The 18,462-nt window shown below is 43.4% G+C and carries 18 protein-coding genes and 1 pseudogene; 5 read left to right on the top strand and 14 right to left on the bottom strand.

Features of this window, described 5'->3' with window-relative positions; genetic code table 11:
• Nucleotides 1-80 precede the first annotated feature (80 nt).
• The 3 genes from CA598_RS03345 to CA598_RS03335 form a co-directional block, all read right to left on the bottom strand.
• Nucleotides 81-437 carry a nucleotide excision repair endonuclease gene (locus CA598_RS03345; protein WP_094868398.1) on the bottom strand — a complete coding sequence of 119 codons (357 nt, stop codon included), beginning with the start codon at nt 435-437 and terminating at the stop codon, nt 81-83.
• A gap of 85 nt (nt 438-522) precedes the next feature.
• The gene (locus tag CA598_RS03340; RefSeq protein ID WP_094875379.1) at nt 523-1,497 is read right to left on the bottom strand and encodes an NAD-dependent epimerase/dehydratase family protein; all 975 of its coding nucleotides are present in this window, start codon (nt 1,495-1,497) and stop codon (nt 523-525) included.
• 102 nt (nt 1,498-1,599) lie between these two features.
• Complete coding sequence (locus tag CA598_RS03335) at nt 1,600-2,151, bottom strand: TetR/AcrR family transcriptional regulator (RefSeq protein ID WP_094875377.1); 552 nt, start codon at nt 2,149-2,151, stop codon at nt 1,600-1,602.
• 314 nt (nt 2,152-2,465) lie between these two features.
• Between CA598_RS03335 and CA598_RS03330 the strand changes: the two genes are divergently transcribed.
• Nucleotides 2,466-3,956, top strand: a complete 1,491-nt coding sequence (locus CA598_RS03330; protein ID WP_094875376.1) for a peptide MFS transporter — start codon at nt 2,466-2,468, stop codon at nt 3,954-3,956.
• A 67-nt stretch (nt 3,957-4,023) separates the two neighbouring features.
• Here CA598_RS03330 and CA598_RS03325 read toward each other — a convergent pair whose 3' ends face one another.
• Entirely contained in the window at nt 4,024-5,439 is a 1,416-nt protein-coding gene (locus CA598_RS03325) for a hypothetical protein (protein WP_094875375.1), read from the bottom strand.
• A 155-nt stretch (nt 5,440-5,594) separates the two neighbouring features.
• On the bottom strand, nt 5,595-6,347 hold the full coding sequence (locus CA598_RS03320; RefSeq protein WP_094868403.1) for an SDR family NAD(P)-dependent oxidoreductase: 753 nt from the start codon (nt 6,345-6,347) through the stop codon (nt 5,595-5,597).
• Nucleotides 6,348-6,535: 188 nt separating this feature from the next.
• On the opposite strand from CA598_RS03320, the gene CA598_RS03315 reads away from it, so the two are divergent.
• Nucleotides 6,536-7,177 carry a TetR/AcrR family transcriptional regulator gene (locus tag CA598_RS03315; RefSeq protein ID WP_094875374.1) on the top strand — a complete coding sequence of 214 codons (642 nt, stop codon included), beginning with the start codon at nt 6,536-6,538 and terminating at the stop codon, nt 7,175-7,177.
• Nucleotides 7,178-7,235: 58 nt separating this feature from the next.
• Here the strand turns inward: CA598_RS03315 and CA598_RS03310 are convergent, their stop codons facing one another.
• The 3 genes from CA598_RS03310 to CA598_RS03300 form a co-directional block, all read right to left on the bottom strand.
• On the bottom strand, nt 7,236-8,357 hold the full coding sequence (locus CA598_RS03310; protein WP_094875372.1) for a nitric oxide synthase oxygenase: 1,122 nt from the start codon (nt 8,355-8,357) through the stop codon (nt 7,236-7,238).
• A gap of 140 nt (nt 8,358-8,497) precedes the next feature.
• A complete protein-coding gene (locus CA598_RS03305) occupies nt 8,498-8,776 on the bottom strand; it encodes a hypothetical protein (protein ID WP_094868406.1) in 279 nt (92 codons plus the stop codon).
• A 77-nt stretch (nt 8,777-8,853) separates the two neighbouring features.
• Nucleotides 8,854-9,675, bottom strand: a complete 822-nt coding sequence (locus CA598_RS03300; RefSeq protein WP_094875371.1) for a methyl-accepting chemotaxis protein — start codon at nt 9,673-9,675, stop codon at nt 8,854-8,856.
• Nucleotides 9,676-9,781: 106 nt separating this feature from the next.
• Here CA598_RS03300 and CA598_RS03295 point away from each other — a divergent pair, with 106 nt between their 5' ends.
• Together CA598_RS03295 and CA598_RS03290 are read left to right on the top strand one after the other, a co-directional pair.
• Nucleotides 9,782-10,639 (top strand): metallophosphoesterase, encoded by an 858-nt coding sequence (locus CA598_RS03295; protein ID WP_094868408.1) that lies wholly within the window; start codon nt 9,782-9,784, stop codon nt 10,637-10,639.
• A 182-nt stretch (nt 10,640-10,821) separates the two neighbouring features.
• Nucleotides 10,822-11,925, top strand: coding sequence for a PdaC/SigV domain-containing protein (locus CA598_RS03290; protein WP_094875370.1), 1,104 nt, complete (start codon nt 10,822-10,824; stop codon nt 11,923-11,925).
• A 59-nt stretch (nt 11,926-11,984) separates the two neighbouring features.
• Here CA598_RS03290 and hmpA read toward each other — a convergent pair whose 3' ends face one another.
• From hmpA to CA598_RS03260, 6 genes and pseudogenes are all read right to left on the bottom strand, one after another.
• Entirely contained in the window at nt 11,985-13,190 is a 1,206-nt protein-coding gene (gene hmpA, locus CA598_RS03285) for an NO-inducible flavohemoprotein (RefSeq protein ID WP_094875368.1), read from the bottom strand.
• A gap of 208 nt (nt 13,191-13,398) precedes the next feature.
• Nucleotides 13,399-14,235 carry a YitT family protein gene (locus CA598_RS03280; RefSeq protein WP_094868411.1) on the bottom strand — a complete coding sequence of 279 codons (837 nt, stop codon included), beginning with the start codon at nt 14,233-14,235 and terminating at the stop codon, nt 13,399-13,401.
• A 45-nt stretch (nt 14,236-14,280) separates the two neighbouring features.
• On the bottom strand, nt 14,281-14,772 hold the full coding sequence (locus CA598_RS03275) for a VanZ family protein (RefSeq protein ID WP_179283573.1): 492 nt from the start codon (nt 14,770-14,772) through the stop codon (nt 14,281-14,283).
• Nucleotides 14,773-14,998: 226 nt separating this feature from the next.
• Nucleotides 14,999-15,329 (bottom strand): annotated as a pseudogene (locus CA598_RS33425) (M15 family metallopeptidase); the annotation flags it as partial.
• A 451-nt stretch (nt 15,330-15,780) separates the two neighbouring features.
• On the bottom strand, nt 15,781-16,476 hold the full coding sequence (locus CA598_RS03265) for a response regulator transcription factor (protein ID WP_094875365.1): 696 nt from the start codon (nt 16,474-16,476) through the stop codon (nt 15,781-15,783).
• 158 nt (nt 16,477-16,634) lie between these two features.
• Nucleotides 16,635-17,669, bottom strand: coding sequence for a C40 family peptidase (locus tag CA598_RS03260; RefSeq protein WP_094875364.1), 1,035 nt, complete (start codon nt 17,667-17,669; stop codon nt 16,635-16,637).
• A gap of 218 nt (nt 17,670-17,887) precedes the next feature.
• Here CA598_RS03260 and CA598_RS03255 point away from each other — a divergent pair, with 218 nt between their 5' ends.
• On the top strand, nt 17,888-18,397 hold the full coding sequence (locus CA598_RS03255; protein ID WP_094875362.1) for a GNAT family N-acetyltransferase: 510 nt from the start codon (nt 17,888-17,890) through the stop codon (nt 18,395-18,397).
• Nucleotides 18,398-18,462 lie beyond the last annotated feature (65 nt).

The raw sequence follows: 18,462 nt of genomic DNA, 5'->3' as shown, positions 1-18,462 counted from the left end.
TTCCGATGCTCTTATTTCATTCCTAGCTTTCTTCAAGCATAAAAAAAGCACCGTCATTAGACGGCGCCTCTTCTTTATATTTATCTGAACATTACTTTGTCTACATTGTATTTAGATTTCAGCTCATTAATGATATAGGTTTCGTATATCTCTCTATGAACTGGACTTTCGATTAAACATACATCAATTCTGGTGACCTCGTCCCGATGCAGCTTGATATCAGATACGGTATCTTCAAAATGTTTTTTGATTCTGGGTCTTAGCTTTCTCGCTTTACCTACAAACAACAACTCATCTTGGTCATTGTAGAACATGAAGATGCCGCCGTAATCTCTTGGAATCAGATGGAAATCAGTGAATCCGTAAATATTGCTTAGCTGCGGGTTGATTTGTTTAGTAATTCGAACATCCACATTGGGCATAGTTATGTTGATCATTTTAGCTCACGTCCTCTTTCTATATAGGAGTAAATAGTATCATAAGTTTGCCTTTTATTCTATCTTTCACAATGACCGTTGTTCTTTATTCTCCCCTGACCTGACGACTCATCAGAGCAAGCACCGTCTCAGTTATCCCTTGCTCAAAAGGAGTAGTGGGAATTGGACCCACATTACGCTCATATTTACCACCGCTTAGGATCACTGGTTCCTGGGTTAAATACAGCATCTCCACGATCTCTTTTATGACTGGAACGAATGTGCCGAGCAGCGATAATCCAATCCTTCCTACAGAGATAACGGGCTTCTTGGAACCTTGTGCTACTTGCGCTATTTTAACGATATCTCGACCTGAAATTGTGCCTGTCCCCGGAATATTCCAATTCTGACCATAAGCCTCTTCTCTGCAAGCGAGCTCAACAATCATGACAGCCGCATCCGGCAAATATACATACTCACGGGGAACGTTCATATTGCCAATGAACATTGCAGGTTTACCCGCAGCGATGGACTCTAGGGTCGATCCTAAATAAGAAGCCTCATTGGCAGTAGGTCCATAATAATCCGGTAATCGGACAATGAGTCCCTGTGTATTACTCCAACGCCGGCTAAAAAACATTCGTTCAAACTCAAGTTTCACTTTTCCTTTTTTTGTATGCGGATTCTTCGGATATTCCTCGTTGATCGGCTTGTCATTCTGTCTTCTCCCATAAGGATAAATGCCATCCACTGCGACAACCTTTATTCCCAGCGTATTAGCCGCCTCCATGACCGCCTCTCCCATGGGTAACAGTCGCGTGCTCATCTCATTATATGGAACAGATGCACTATGAAAAATAACATCCACATCCTGTGCAGCTGCTAATATATCCTGCACATTAAATACGTCTCCTGCCATTAGCTTAAGCGCGGCGGGATTACCCAGCTTTGTTGCAAGCTTCTCCAGCTTTGGAATCGATCGTCCAAAGGCCACCGTTTCTATCCCTCTCTTTAACAATTCAGCGATAATAACAGTCCCTGTTCCCCCGGTTGCACCAAGCACGAGCGCTTTTGTTAACATAAATCATTCCTCCTATTATTGTTATTGATCAATCACTACCTTATAATCATACATCTAGGAGCCTAAGCTCTTAGATGTTACAACGAATCTTCTTCTCTACACCTATTTCCGATGTTTCGGCTTCAGCTCAGGCATTCCAAGGGCCATAGAAATATTGCACAGCATACCATTGGCCATAAAGGTGCTTACCTCTACTTCAGGCTGCTCGATCCCGGCGGCGACAAACTTCTCGTGCACAAGGTTGATAATTTCCAGCATTCCCTTTTGCATGGTTTCACGAATGACTTCATCGCGAATCCCTAACCCCTGAATTTGCAAAATAATCTCATTCGGATGCGTCTCCATCAACAACTCATATACCTTAATACTTTCCTTCAACACTTGATCTGCTGGGGCTTCTACTCCTTTAAATGAATGAATAATCCGCTCAAAAGCCCGTTCTAAGGAAGCGACAAACAATTCTTCTTTGTTCTTGAACACCTTGAATACATAGGGCTGAGAAATACCTACCTTTTCCGCAACCTGTGCTGTTGTAGCTCGGTAGTATCCATTCTCGGCGAACACAATAACCGCTGCCTCCAAGATTTGTTCCCGGCGGTTTACAGTGACCGATTCATCCGATTTCTTGCGACCGGAACTAGATTCTGTTGTCATGATAATCTCCTTACGTAACCTAATCTCATTAGGTTATTGATCAATCACTTTCTTGTTCAGAGTATATGCTCATCTCCGAAATAATGCAACTCCAAACAATATAATTTTCAAAACTCAATTGTTTTGGATGACATTCACAATAAAAGTTAATTCATAATCTACGCTGGAAATATTACTAAAAAATATGACATTATTCAGAACCTTCTTACCAAAGGGTTGTGATTTTCCTCATGAGGGTATTATAAATATTAAGGTAGTGTAGAGTTGTGTTAACTTCATGAAAAGAGCAATTAGCATCTAGGAGGATTTGATTCATGTCAGCAACAGACAGGCAAAAAATTGTAGATAGTGTCCCGCAAACCGGATTTTTTGGACATCCTAAGGGACTATTCACACTCTTCTTTACAGAATTTTGGGAACGTTTTTCCTATTATGGCATGAGAGCGATCCTTGTTTACTACATGTATTATGAGGTAAGCAAAGGTGGACTCGGATTTCCAGAGGATATGGCCCTTTCGATTATGTCTATCTACGGATCACTTGTATATATGTCTGGAATTATAGGTGGATGGCTTGCGGATCGAATTTTCGGGACTTCCAAGGCTGTCTTTTACGGCGGCGTTCTAATTATGTTCGGGCATATTTTACTGGCGATACCGGGAAATGCCACCCTATTCTTTGCTTCGATGATTATGATCGTGCTCGGAACCGGACTTCTTAAGCCCAATGTATCAAGTATTGTAGGCGAAATCTACAGCGAACAAGATAACCGCCGCGACGCTGCTTTCAGCATTTTTTATATGGGTATTAACCTCGGCGGATTTATCTCTCCACTAATTGTAGGCGCGGTAGGTATGAATAATTTCCATCTAGGATTCTCGATTGCCGCAATCGGAATGTTTATCGGACTAGTTGTTTACGTAATGACTCGCACCAAAAATCTAGGTCTGGCGGGAACGATTGTACACAACCCGATTCCAGCCGAACAAAAGAAAAAATTGTTTACTTGGATTGGGATTGGATTAGTTGTGCTTGCTGTATTAGCTACGATAGGCATTCTTACTGGAGCACTTACTTTTGAGACATTCATTAAAATTGTAGGGGTCTTAGGACTGCTTATTCCTACCATGTACTTTATTGTGATGTACCGCAGTCCCAAGACAACTGCTGTAGAGCGATCACGGATTCTCGCATACATCCCTTTATTTATGGCTTCGATTATGTTCTGGGCGATTCAGGAACAGACTTCAACGGTTCTAGCAAGCTTTGCTGATAAGCGCACCCAGTTGGATTTTGCAGGCATACACATTTCTCCTGCTTGGTTCCAGTCGCTTAACCCACTGTTTATTATCGCCCTTGCACCTGCATTTGCCTGGATTTGGTTAAAGCTCGGTAACCGCCAACCAACGATTCCCCAAAAGTTCTCGCTTGGTTTATTGTTTGCCGGTCTGTCCTTCCTAGTGATTCTGGTACCGGCTTACTTCGGTGGAGCCCATTCATTGGTGAATCCATTATGGCTGGTTCTCAGCTACTTTATCGTCGTCATTGGGGAACTATGCTTGTCACCTGTTGGCCTCTCGGCAACAACCAAACTGGCACCCGCTGCTTTTACAGCTCAGATGATGAGCATGTGGTTCTTGTCCAATGCTGCTGCGCAAGCTATCAATGCTCAGATTGTGAAGTTCTATACCCCGGATACTGAAATGCTGTACTTCGGAGTCATCGGCGGAGTCGCCATTGTGCTCGCGTTAATTCTCTTCCTGTTCTCTTCGAAGATTCAGAATTTCATGAAGGGTATACGATAAACATATAAGGCTGCCGGGAATATTCTCGGCAGCTTTTTTTTGAATTCCATCATGTTTTAAGCTGGGTCTACACCAGAAACATAGCAACAATTGTAGTAACTATCAGTCCAATTAGTACCGGTTTAACATTGCGTCTAGCGAGCTCAAACGGGCTTACACCGCAGATCGCAGCGGCTGGGATCAATGCCCATGGGATTAACGTACCCCCACCCACCCAAATGGCAGATACTTGACCAAGTGCAGTTAAAGTAGCTGCGTCAGAATGAGTGGCGACCGCGAACAATTTTCCGATGGACCCCGCAAGTGAGATTCCGGAAAACCCTGAACCGTCAAGACCCGTAATGGCGCCTGTGATGGTGGCGGTCACAGCACCTACAGCACCATTCAGTGGCACATTATGCGCTAGTGCAACCCCAAGATCATTAACAATCCCCTGAGATGCAGCAGGTAAAACTTTTCCAAACAATTCAGCAAAGGCCGAATCACCCAAATAGAAGAATGCAGCAATCGGAATCACTGGACCGAACACTTTAAAACCAAATGTAAGTCCATCGATTAGATAGGAGGTAACTTGCTCCAATCCTTTATTACGATGTGCGAGCAATGTTACTACGACCAAGATAAATACAGCAGTCCCGCCAACTAAAGCAGTTGCGTCTCCCCCCTGTAAATCCAGCAGAAACATGCCCGCTACATCAGCTAGAAACAAGAGTGGGATCAAGATAGCCAACCATTTCTTCAGTGTGGGCGGAATGACGGCTAGATCTTCTACCGCATCACTCTCTGCAGCTAGCGCATTCCCGGCATTTTTCCCCGAGATAAGTCCATCCCGCCAAGTACCATTCTTCTGATCCCGCCGCATCATCCAATAAGCTGTTACCGTAGTGACTACACCCATCACGATCACAAGTGGAATACTCGCTTCCATGACACTGCTTACCGGCAGCCCTGCCGCATCTGCCGTCAATTTAGGTGCCCCTTGAATAATATAATCACTCGACAACGCAATCCCATGACCGAATAGATTCATCGCAATTGCTGCTCCAAGTGCAGGCAATCCCACACGAATAGCAACGGGCAGTAGCACAACCCCTATCAAGGCAACGGCTGGCGAAGGCCAGAAGAACCATGATGTTACCATCATAATGAAGCCAATGCCCCAAAATGCCATAAACGGCGTACGTAAAAAACGGGTAAGCGGAGCAACCATCGTCTCGTTTATTCCGGTACGTGTTAATACTCTGCTCATGGCTACAATGATCGAAATAATCATAATCGTACCCATTAGCTCCTTAGTTGCATATACAAAAGAGTTAAATACGCCTGTGACCGAACCACTAATCGTTTCTGTCGCGAGCCAGCCTAGTACAAAGATGCCTGCAATACAGATCATCGTTGTATCCCGCCGCTTAATCAGAAGTGCCATAATGAACACGATGAATGCCAGATATACATAATGGAGCGCTGTTAACTGGATGCCCATCTCCGAACCACACCCTTCTCCTACTTACAAGTGCTATATGTTATGCAGGGTTGTAGGCTAATGTTCGGTAGAAATGGGTGCAAAAAAGCCGCCCTACGTATAGACAGATTCTACGCATGAGACGGCTTTCTTAGTGTTTCCTATTTATAAATTTATTATTTAGCTACCACTCCGCCATCAACTGGCAGCTCAACACCTGTAATGTATGAAGCTTCATCAGAAGCCAAGAACAATACAGCTTCAGCTACTTCAGAAGCACGTCCAACGCGTGGCAATGCAGTCTGGGACATAAAGAAGCTATGCATTCTTTCGTCATTTACAAATTCAGCACTCATTGGGGTTTCGATAAAGCCTGGGTGAACAGAGTTCACGCGGATGTTATCTTTACCAAAGTCTACAGCTGCTGCTTTACTCAGCATACGAACGGCACCTTTAGAAGCTGTATAAGCGCCAGCACCGCTGCTGCCCGTCAAACCTGCGATGGAGGAAATATTGACGATGGAACCGCCTTTATTGTTCTGCATTTGAGGAACAACATGCTTCATGCCTAAGAATACGCTGCTCACGTTAATGTTCATTACTTTGTTCCATTGATCAACAGTGGATTCAAGCAATTGAACGGGGAAAGAGATCCCTGCGTTATTTACCAGGATATCAATTTTACCAAACTTGCTAACCACATCTTCTACAACCTTAATCCAATCTTCTTCAGAAGCTACATTATGTGCATAAGCTGCTGCTTGTCCACCATTGGCTTCGATTTCCTTCACAACCGCTTGTACGGCAGCTTCGTTAATATCTGTTGCTACAACTGTAGCGCCCTCTTTGGACATCAAAAGCGCTTCTTCACGACCCATACCGCTGCCTGCACCTGTAATGATTGCTACTTTATTAGTTAGACGATTCATAATTAAGTCTCCTCTATAATCGTATTGTGATATAATAATTCGAGTGATGATAGTCACACTATCACTGTGATATACATCATATCATTATTATGAAACAACTACAACTACTCCTTGCTTAATCCAATAAACGGTGGATATAATACTAATAATTAAAGAACCTAATCAAAAAATGGAAGGGTCTATCCCTCATGAATCCTAAAACACGCTACGAAAAAGAAAGATCCGACGGTAAGCAGCAACGATTATTTGCGATTCTCGAAGCGGCAGAACAGGTATTTTCGCAAAAAGGAATTGAAAAATCGACGATGCAGGATGTCGCGAGTGAAGCAAATATAGGGATTGCGACGTTGTTTCGATATTTTCCTAGAAAAGAAAAGCTCATCGTGGCTGTGGCCACCCGAATGCTGGAGCCTATGCTCGATTATTTTAAATATGTGGCCGACTTGCCACTTACCTGTCTTGAAAAGATTGAGAAATTATTTGATTTCTTTATACTGGATCAGAATCATCTAAGTATTATCTTTATGGTCAATTTCGAAAGCTACGCCTCACACTCGAGTGAGCCTGTGGAGGATGTGCTGAATTTCAATGCACTCAATCGTAAGATCTGGCATGAATACTCCAGAATCATTCAAAATGGAGTGGAAGACGGTTCTATTCGTGCCGGTCTCCCTGTGAAAGAGACCTTGATCACTCTTATGAATAGCTTTGCCCTCTTTTCCAGGAAACTAACGATGAAAAAGAATATTCTCCTGCTAGAATCGGACCTAGACTCCGACGATCAGCTTGAGCTTCTCAAACGAATTTTCCTGGATCATTTAAAAGCCTAAAAAGCGCCAGTTTCCTTATAAGGGGAACTTGGCGCTTTTTTGATCATAAATTCGATGGCTAGTGAAAAGGGCAGGTGGCCACAGGTGATCGCTGATAAAGGAAACGAGGGCTGTAATCATATTCTTTCAGCTTACTGTCATGCCAAATCGGTGTAGACGACGGAGACATAGGGGGGATCAGCCATGACCAGCGTCCCGAAACCTGACGTTCATGTCCCTGCTCCTGCTCTTGGAATCTCACAAATTGATCGGCTGCTGTATGGTGATCAACGATACTGACCCCAGCTTGCTTAAAGGAATGCAGTACTGCACGATTCAACTCAAGAAGCACCCGATCCTTCCAAAGCGTTGTGTTACTGGAGCGGTCAAGTCCCATCAGATCAGCTACAGCCGGCAAAGTGTTATATCGTCCAGTATCCCCTAAGTTACGTGAGCCTATTTCAGTCTCCATGTACCAGCCGTTAAAAGGAGCCGCGGGGTATAGAATTCCCCCAATCTCCAACTGCATGTCCGAAATGATCGGTACAGAATACCAGCGAAGCTGAAGCTCTGCAAAACGTTCAATTTCGGGATGCGTTAACGGTACCTCCTGAATGAGGTATTGAGGAATAGGAAATACATGGGGATGCCCATTACCTATGCTGATCACTAGCGGCAATACATCAAAATCGCCCCTTGTTCCCTGCCAGCCTAGTTGTTGGCACAATTTCGTAAATTCATCCGATGCCGGATCACCAGCGCGTTCATGTTCAGCATCACCAGGATATCCCGCGTAACGAATCAATTGATGGTTCCAAATCCGGATTCTCCGGTCAGGATCTACCCCGCTGCGGAAGACCGTGATAAGTGGACGAATGCGTCCTCCATTACTCGCCTTTTCCAGATGTCGCAGCAAAGCTTCAGCAATATCCTCCTCGGTCTCTGCCAGACGTTCATCCATCAGCTCAATGGATTGCCAGAAGAGGCGGCCAATGCAGCGGCTATTATTTCGCCAAGCCATTCTTGCCCCATGAGCCAACTCTTCCGTTGTATGTGTGTAACTCCCGGATTGATTAATTTCTTCTCGTACGGCTTGGATGCGATGATCCATATCAGCTTCAGTCTTATCAAGTTCAGCGTAACATTGTCGAACGAAAGCCTCCGCCTGCCGGGTTAACTCTTCAATGTCCTTACCATTCATATCGTTTATCCCCCATCCAAGCTCTTGCCAGAACCTTCAATCCAGTATACCATCCTCAATCCTAAGCTACACCCTTAAAGAAACAGTGCATGAGAACAACCCGTGAAGCTTAGTCGCCTCACGGGTTGTAGCAGGAACATCTAGCGTTCTGAACGTTTCCCTTGCGTCTTCAATGCAGCAAGCCTGCTCTTATCCTCGGCCAGCAGTTCTTCAGCCAACTCCACACCTTGGGGGCCTAACCAGGCCTGAGCTTGCTCCACCGCCTGTTCGGTATGCGCCAAACGGTTCTCAGCCTGTGCCAAAGTCTGTTCTGTTGGATGACTAAGCGCCTGAGAGACAGAGAAATGAAGTTTGCCTAAAGCATTTTTGGCTTGAGTTACATTGTCGTTCGCTTGCAGACTGGAATCGGGTTGTTTCATAAATGAAATTCGCTCCCTTCTGAAATGCGCCTGTCTCTTCTAGCATGGTTTAGGATAAGTAACTTTATGCATACACCCTACTGGATGATGGATTGCATGAAAGTAGTCATTTCTTTGCTGGCCTTATTCAAGCGTTCAATTACCCCGCTGAATTCGGTGACAAGTTCTGCTTGTGCGTGTGAAGAAGCGGAGATCGCTTCAATTTCCAGCTCCATTTGTTTAATGGACTTTTGAACATCACTGAGTGATTTTTCAATATTATGGGTTGCTTCTTTGGTATTTACAGACAGTTTGCGTACTTCCTTAGCCACAACGCCAAAGCCCGCCCCCTGCTCTCCTACACGCGCAGCTTCGATGGCCGCATTTAGTCCTAGCAGATTCGTCTGCTCAGAAATTTCACGAATGAAGCTAGTAACCTTATTTACTTCTTGAGACTCCGTTACCGCTCTACGTGTATTATCTAATATTTGTTGAGAGGTGGCCGATAATTCTTCAGATTGGGCAGCTACGCTCTGAACCATATCCATTAGGTGATTGCTTATCCCATTAATCTCTTCTGTAAATACCTCAAGCTTATTCTCGTTCTCCAGTGTGTAAGCAATTGCGAACACGCCCACTACCTCGTTATCTGTTCCATATATAGGAACACATGTTGAAATCACAGGAGATCCATATATTTCTGCTGGAATGCGGTTAAAGCTAACCTCACCTTTCAATCCATTTGAAATGGTTAAGTCTTCAGGTGGAATAGGACTTCCTTTAACCAATCCAAGATTAATGGCATTACTAGGAGTATAATACTGGAAGATTTCCCTGTCCGTGATTCCAATCATAATATCCTGCGAGTGAATCTTTTTGAAATAAGGTGCTGCGAGGACTAAGGCATCGATAATACTCATCTGTTCATCTCCCATTAAGTAAATGTATATGTAAGTTTATCGACACAATGGGTGACATAATGAATATTGTCATATTAAAGTAACAATTCTACCGTAGGATGGATTCATGAATACTAAACCTATTAGCAGACGCCAATTTCTGAAGAAAAGTGCTCAAGTGTCGCTCGGGCTGCTTGGAACCGCTAGTGCGACCGGCATTTATTCTCACTGGGTCGAGCCCTACTGGCTTGAAGTTAAACATATAGATATAAAGCTTCCTCTACTCCCTCCAACATTCGATAGATTTCGTATCGTTCATTTCAGTGATTTACACTTAGGCGTGTATACGAAGTCCGAAGCCTTAACAGAGTTAGTACAGCAAATTCAACATGTAAGTCCAGATCTGATCTGCTTCACTGGGGATCTACTCGATCATTCAACCGAATATATTTCTGAGGCTGTAGACTTATGTTCACAGTTGCGGGCACCCTTTGGACAATATGCTGTATTAGGTAACCACGATGCTTTTGGTACTAGGAAAGCTGTAACGAAAGGGTTAGCGCAATCTGGCTTCCACGTGCTTCATAATGAACATATTGTCTTAAAAAAAGATGCGGAGGCGCTTTATCTAGCTGGAGTAGATGATCCGTGGGTCGGCAAAGCAGATATTCATCAGGCGCTACGCCATATCCCTGATAAGGCATGTACCCTACTCCTTGCTCACGAGCCTGATTTTGCTGATGAATATAGTGATCTTCCCATAGATCTGCAATTGTCCGGCCATAGTCACGGAGGACAGGTGCGTCTCCCCTTTGTAGGTGCCTTGTATACTCCGCCTCACGGCAGTAAATATTCAAGCGGACTATACCAGCTCCCAGATAGTCGACTCCAGATCTATACCACACGCGGGATTGGAGTGACTCGTATGCCTATACGTTTTAATTGCCGCCCCGAGCTTACCGTAATTACTTTAAAGTCCTTATGATTGTGTCAAAAATTAATAAATGGTTAAAAAGTATATACCTTTTGCACGTCTATGCAACAACACTGTAACCCTGTTTGTAATCAAATCTATTGGGGGCCTAGGTATAATTGTAGGAGTGATAGACAACATCAAAAATCATAATGAACTACATAAGCCCATCATTGGAGAGGAGAAATTAAATCATGAACAAAACTATGAAATGGACGTCTGCTGTATTAGCAACTGGAGTATTACTTGGAGGTACTGGACTCATCGGAGGGAATTCTGTTCAGGCTGCAACGACCACGAAAACGGTTAAACAAGCCGTTCAGCAGCCTTCTGTGGTGCTTAAATATAAAGGCCAAGTCTTAACGCAGCAAGGAAAAATCGTAGATGGAAATACCATGATCCCTTTAACCGTATTGCGTGATGCCTTCGGCCTTGCTATTCAATACAATTCAACCACAAAGACTTACAGTGTAGGTAGTGACTCGGCGAAGCTGAACATGGAGGTCTCTGACTATGGCGTCAGTACCGATTTAAACGGATATTACATTTATAGCATGACCGGAAATCATGAAGTGAAGATGATCAATGACCGCTTATATGTTCCTTTCAAACTGTTAAATGATTATTTAGGTGTTCAAGGCGTATATAATCCAGCTCAGAAATCGCTTGAGCTTAGCAATAAGGTGATGAATGACATCAAGATCACCTCTGTTGCCTTAGACAAGAGCAATAAGAATGCTAGTATTAAAGTACAATATCCAAAAATCAGCGGTCTAACCGATGAAGTGCAAAATACGATTAATGCTACCTTCAAAAAAGAGGCTGAACTATTCGTGTCAGAGGCTGAGAAAGAGTCTAGCCGTAGAGATGGTACGATAGAGAATAAATATGACTATTCTCAAAATTATGTTGTCACCTTTAACCGCGAAGGCATACTTAGTATTGTAGTCGATCAATATGGTTACAGCGGTGGAGCACACGGCGGTACCATGCGCGAGGGACATACCTTCTCGCTGAAGGATGGTAAGAAGATAGAGCTTAAAGACCTGCTAAAGGCAGAACCAAACTACAAACAAAAGCTAGATAAAATGTTGAAGGCAAGCACTAAGGATATTGCTTTTCCGGAGTCAACGGGTGGACTCACAGATAAACCAGCCTTCTACGTCAGTGAAAGTGGCTTAGCTATCTTCTATCAACAATATGAAATCGCACCTTATGCAGCTGGAATTCCTACCTACACCTTTAATTTCAGTTCAATATTGCCTAAAGGCACCGATCCATTTGCTTCTTTCAAATAAATACTAACGCAAAACAAAAAGCGCTTCAGCCAATCGGCTGAAGCGCTTTTTGTTATATATTATTCTTCTAAACTGCCGGCAGGGCCAAAAAATTCAAAATGAATTCTGTCATCAGGTACCCTCCATTCCTTGAGCGCCTTATATATGACCTTCATAAAAGGGGTCGGCCCACAGAAATAGAATTCAGAGTTCACATCTGCTATTTCTTGAAGCCAAGAAAGATCAATATAACCAGATCTATTGTACTGTTCTCCTTCGTTTGGAGATTCATAACATACATAGGACCGAAGAGAAGAATGAGATTGCGCTAAATCTGCCACCCTATCTTTCATAGCATGCAAACTTCCATTGATGGCTGCATGAATATAGGTTACCTCGCGTTCTGGCTGTGCAGCAATTATTGTCTCCAGCATACTTACCATTGGGGTTAAGCCCACACCCCCACTGATTAGAACCACCGGAGTATCACTACGCTGATCCAGTACAAAATCGCCCGCTGGAGAACCCACTTCTAAAATAGAGCCCACTTGGACGAAATCATGCAGATAAGTAGATACGACGCCTGCGGGTCTGTCTAACCCTTCGCCTTCCCGTTTAACAGTGATACGGTAATACATCTGTCCCGGAGCACTGGACAAACTGTAGTGGCGAATATGGGAATATTCCTCGCCCTTAGGCTGAACACGTACCGTGATGTACTGACCCGGGGCATAAGAGGAGATCTCCCCTCCGTCCTCAGGAGACAGGTAAAAAGAAGTAATAAGCTCACTTTCTCTAACCTTCCGAGTGACGACAAAGTTTCTGAATCCACTCCAGCCCCCCGGAGCTTCCGCAGCTTCACGATACTTTTGCGCTTCCACACCAATGAAAGCATCTGCGATCACACCATAGGCCTTGGCCCATGCATCTATAATTTCCGGTGTTGCCGCATCGCCAAGCACTTGCCCAATCGCAGCTAACAAGGTCTCACCCACAATCGGATAATGCTCAGGCAATACACCTAGCGCGCGATGCTTCTCAGCAATCTGTTTCACCACTGGTAAGATATTCTCTAGTTGATCAATATTCATAGCCGCTGCTAGGACTGCGTTAGCAAGCGCTGTCTGCTGTCTGCCTTGCCGCTGATTGGCATGATTAAATATATTTAATAGCTCTGGATGGTTTTCAAATAACATGCCATAGAACGTCGTAGTAATGGTTGTTCCATGAACCTGTAATACAGGAACTGTTGATTTTATAATAGCAATCGTTTGTTGATCTAACATATGAATAACCCTCTCTCCTGCAATTAGATAATGCCTCTATAACAAGCATATAGAAGCTGCAAATGAGCGAGTGTGCGCTGAATCACTTTAAAATTTAATAAAATGTGAACAAACAGAAAACGCAATGATATCTATCACATTCGAATGCCCAACCCAAAAAAAAAGCCGCCCAAGCAGCTCAGGTAGCTACCGGACAGCACTTTAGCTCTTATTTTGCCAGTTCCACAAAGCCTTCCCCGAACACATCTCTTACATCGTGAATGGCGATAAAAGCCTCTTTATCAATCGATCTTACAATTTTCTTAAGCATGGTCACTTCCTGTTTGCTAATGACAATGTAAAGCAGCTCTTTGGGTTCTTTAGTATAATATCCCCGGCCATAAATGACTGTGACCCCTCTATCCATGATTCGATTCACTTGTTCAGCAATTTTGTCCTGCTCCTTGGATACAATCGTAATGGCCTTCTTAGGATTCACTCCCTCAATAATGAAGTCCATCACCTTAGTCGCTATATAGAGCATCACAATCGTAAACATCAGACTTTGAACACCAATGATGAAATACGAAGCAAATACCACAACTAAATCGACCAGAAGAAGAGCGTAGCTAACGTTCCAATCCAAAAATTTATGCAAGATTCTGGCGATAATGGTTGAACCTGCGGTCGTCCCACCCACGCGTATGATCATTCCGATACCCACACCAGACAAGATGCCTCCAAATATTGCATTGATGATCAACTCATCGCTGGCGATATGCCAATTCTTCGTAAGAATCAAGAATAACGAGTTAAAAAACACCGCAATAATCGTGTATACCGTCGTCGTTTTGTCCAAAAATTTATAACCCATAATCAATAATAAAGCATTAAGAATTAAGCTAACAATACCCGGTGACCATTGATACAAATAGTATGTAATCATAGTCAGTCCCGTTACCCCGCCTTCACCGAATTCGTTCGGAATCACAAACAAGTTAACGGCCAAGGAGAACAGCAATGCTCCTACAATGATGGAAACAATATCCGAAATACGTTTTTTCATACCATGCCCCTTCTATTTCCTGTCTATATCTACCATCCACAAATACTAACACCGCTTCGATATAGTTGTAAACAATCCAGAAGAAACCAGCATTCTATACATGGCGTAACCGACTACCCCACCGCAAGTATTTAAGATCAGATCATCTACGTCAAAGGTGCCGATATACAATACTAATTGTGTAGCTTCAAAGCTCAGACTCAGCGCAAAAGAGAGCATGAAGACCTTTTGGAATAACCTTTCTTTTTGCGATAACAGCATAGGTACAATGACTCCAAAAGGAATAAACGCCAGAAGATTGCCCACTAAATTAAGTGATGAAAAAGGATCTGAAAGTGACAGATGTTCTATCCCCCGCGAGATCTCTTTAAAAGGTATATAGTTGCCCTGTCGATTAAAAATTCTGTCGGGATGTTCAAGCATACGCCCAGCCTGTTCCCAAAGTGATGGCAAGCTAAAAGGTGCACCTTTAAATACAATAATTCGGATCAAGAAATACATATAGACAATAAATACGGCTGCCAGCAATAATTTCATAGTAGACTCGCTCTTAGGCTTCGTACTCATCAAAATGTAGTGACAATTACGCCGTCCATATTATCGCCCGACGTTTTATATTGCCCTTCCTTTGGAATCTTAATACTTGTATATCCTGATACTGGATAATAGTTCACCGTATATGTTTTGCCGTCTACAACCGTTGAAATTTCTCTATTCTCCTTCAAAAGATCTAAATATTGTTCCAGCACAATTCCCTTCTCATAAATGATCGCACTATGCGGTAAGCCGACATAACGGAAGTGCCAAGGTTCATATTTTATCCCCGTAATCTCCGTTTTGTCTTTCGGATAGCGTAGAATAAAGCCGTATTTCCACGCATTCTTTTCCAACCATTTGCCTTCAGGTGCTTTGCTCATTTCCGATTGGGACGACCCGATGTCCAGCGATAATCCTAGATTATGTTCGCTATATTGTGCTGGCAGAGCATAGTCTGAACCTTTTTCCTTATACAATTCCTCTTGCTCCTCAAAGTCTCTGTACCCGCTGCTAATTAAAAAATGATTCACGCCATCCTTCTCAGCAGCCTTAATCATCTTAATAAATTTATGGGTTACACTTTCAGACAACCGAATCGAGGTATCTAGTAATCCGTAGCCCTGAACCAGTTCCTTCTGATCAGATAAGGTTACAATATCGGACTTCACACTGTTCTCATGTACCGGATATTGTTTGTTCACCAGCAATAAATCTCCTTGATATACCTGATCTTGCGTAACTACCTTTAAACTATCGCTATTTCTAATCGATCCTTTTTGAATCTTATCATTCTTATCAGCTAAATTACCCGTATCTGGTAAATAACGAGCTGCAGCGTAACCAAGAAATAACACAACAATCACCAAAAAGCCCCACTTTTTCATCCGTAATGTCCTCCCATTTCCTTAAAGCGTTTATGCTTGATAGGAATAGAATAACGAAGACACTTTAAAGAAAAGGCAGGACAATTATAAAGTTTTTCTTAAAATGTATAAGAGTTCAGTGGTCTTACCCAGTAAAGGTATATCCTACGCCCCAGATCGTCTTAATAAATTTGTTCTTATTGATGTCTTCTCCAAGTTTTTTACGCAAAGTGCGGATATGTACCATGACTGTGTTGCCACTCTCATAATAGGCCTCTCCCCATACCTGTTGGAAAATACTCTCTGCGCTAAACACCTGCTTCGGATGACTGGCTAATAAATGCAGAATATCAAACTCTTTCGGAGTTAGGTCTATTATCTCGCCGTAAAGAGTGACGGTATGCTCATCTGGTGAAATCGTCAGCCCACCTACTTCAAGGACCGATTTAAGAATGGCCGCGGGCTGACTGAATTGTATAGAGCGCCGTAGTTGAGAATTAACGCGGGCTACTAGCTCCATGGGATTAAACGGTTTGGTCATATAATCATCTGCGCCCATGACAAGTCCAGTGATCTTATCGAGATCAGAAGTTTTCGCACTTAAAAAGATAATCGGCAGATGATGCTGCTCCCGGATGTGACGGGTTACCTCATAGCCATCCAGCCCTGGCATCATAATATCGAGAATCGCCAAATCTATCGTTTGGGAGTCAATAGCTTGCACCGCTGCCCGCCCATCGGATACTTTAATGATATGATACCCTTCTTTTTGCAAATGCAAAGCCACAAGATCCGCAATCTCCGCCTCATCATCCGCAATCAAAATCGTAATGCGCTTCATCTATATTTCACCCCTGTAGGTTTATACTATATGATCTACATCCATTATACCCCAAATTTAAAAACCACTCCTAGGATGGAGTGGTTTCGATGAAATCTATGAGGAATAAATAGAACTGTTTGCTTCATTGTGATCATTATAGCTTAATCGCTACCCAATCAAAACATTCTACGGGCCGTCACAAAACGCTTCTTCCACTTCTCACTCAGGGCTTCATAATGGACGCCTTGTTCCTTCGAATACGTATGCAATATCTGATTATTCCCCGCATACATGGCAACATGACCAATGTCGAGGCCACGTGCACTAAAGAATAACAAATCACCTTTACGCAGTTCGGTGATCCCAACTTCCTTCCCTTCTTTGGCTTGATTATAAGAGGCACGTGGCAGATCCACCGACAACACGTTCTCAAATAAATGCCCTACGAAAGAAGAACAGTCAAAGGTAGACGTCTGGTTTGTTGCTGCACCAAATTCATAAGGGGTTCCCAGATACTTCTCTCCGTATGCAAGCAGTTCGTTTCCCTGCTTCTCAGCGAGCGACTCACTAGTATAATCGCTATATTTCGGTTTAGCAGATATGTATCCCGTCTTGTTGTCTTGCGTCCGCACTTCTAACCAGAGAGCATCCACTTCTCTAACGATATGGACTTTATCACCTACGGACAACATTTGCTGGACACCTGATTGATCCGATGAATTCGGCGAACTGCGGAGGTTAACCCCATAACGAATCGTTGTATCGTAATTCATCGCTGAGTAGATGCGGACGGTCCGAGTGTTGGCCTCCCACTTCACTGTGCTGCCTAGAGCCTCGCTGACAAAACGCAGCGGCATCATCGTATTTCCACCGACAACCTGACCCGGAACGGTTAAGCTTAAGACTTGTCCATTTTTGTTCGCAGTTAAATCTCCTATTTGATAAGTCAGCAGCAGCGTTCCCTTAGTGGCCTTAACTGTTTTGGTATCGTTGTTCCATGAAATCTTTGCTCCCTGTTCTTCAAACAGCTTGCGCATGGGAATAAGCGTTGTACCGTTTATGAGCAAGGGCTGAACCTCTAATTCAAGCTGCCGATCATCCAGAAAAACGCCCGTAACCTGATTCTGAGGCGTCACCGCCGCATGGGCTGGAACTGTATAGAGTATAGATGTAAGTAGTACAAGTAGTGTTGCTTTCTTATGAATCCTCATGATGTCATCACCTCGTTGATTGATATGTTCAATTATTATTACTAAAAAAAAGGGTAATTAGTTCTGTTACAATTATTGGTGGAAGCCCACAAAAGCAACTGGAAGCGTTACTTACCTTTCATGCTTCGCTAGTTGCGACTAGCGCTTCTATATATATTAATTTATGATATTCTATTGATTGGATGAAGCGAAAGATCCAGGAAAGGCAGGCACCTGTCATGAGGCTTATGTTTTCACACGTGAATACAGCAGAAGAAACCGCTGAGGTTGCGCGATTGGCGGCAGAAATATGGCGCGAATATTATGTTTCCATTATTACAATCGAGCAGATTGATTACATGATTGACAAGTACCAATCGGTTCCAGCGATTACGGATCAGATCCAGCATCAGGGCTACGAATATTACTTGCTCCATAACGATGGCTCCGCAGTCGGATATATTTCGGCCAGACAAGAAGAGGGAAAGCTCTTCTTGAGCAAGTTTTATATCGGCAAGGAGTACAGGGGACGCAGCTATGCCAGCCAAGCGTTGGCATTCCTTGAGAAGCTGTGCAAAGATCGAAACCTAAGCCATATTTGGCTGACGGTCAATCGTCATAACGAATCGAGTATAGCGGTATATGAGAAAAAAGGCTTCCGGACCGTACGAGAGCAAATTGCGGATATCGGGCATGGATTCGTCATGGATGATTTTGTTATGGAAAAAGAAATCCCGGTCCCACATTAAGATTTAACATAGCCTATATTTTTTAAAAAAGAGGACTGCGGTCACCTTTCGGTGCCACAGCCCTC

This window comes from Paenibacillus sp. VTT E-133291 (assembly GCF_002264395.1).
Taxonomy (GTDB): Bacteria; Bacillota; Bacilli; order Paenibacillales; family Paenibacillaceae; genus Paenibacillus_AQ; species Paenibacillus_AQ nitricinens.
Note: the sequence above shows the minus strand (reverse complement) of the source record. Positions and strands in the feature narration are given on the sequence as shown.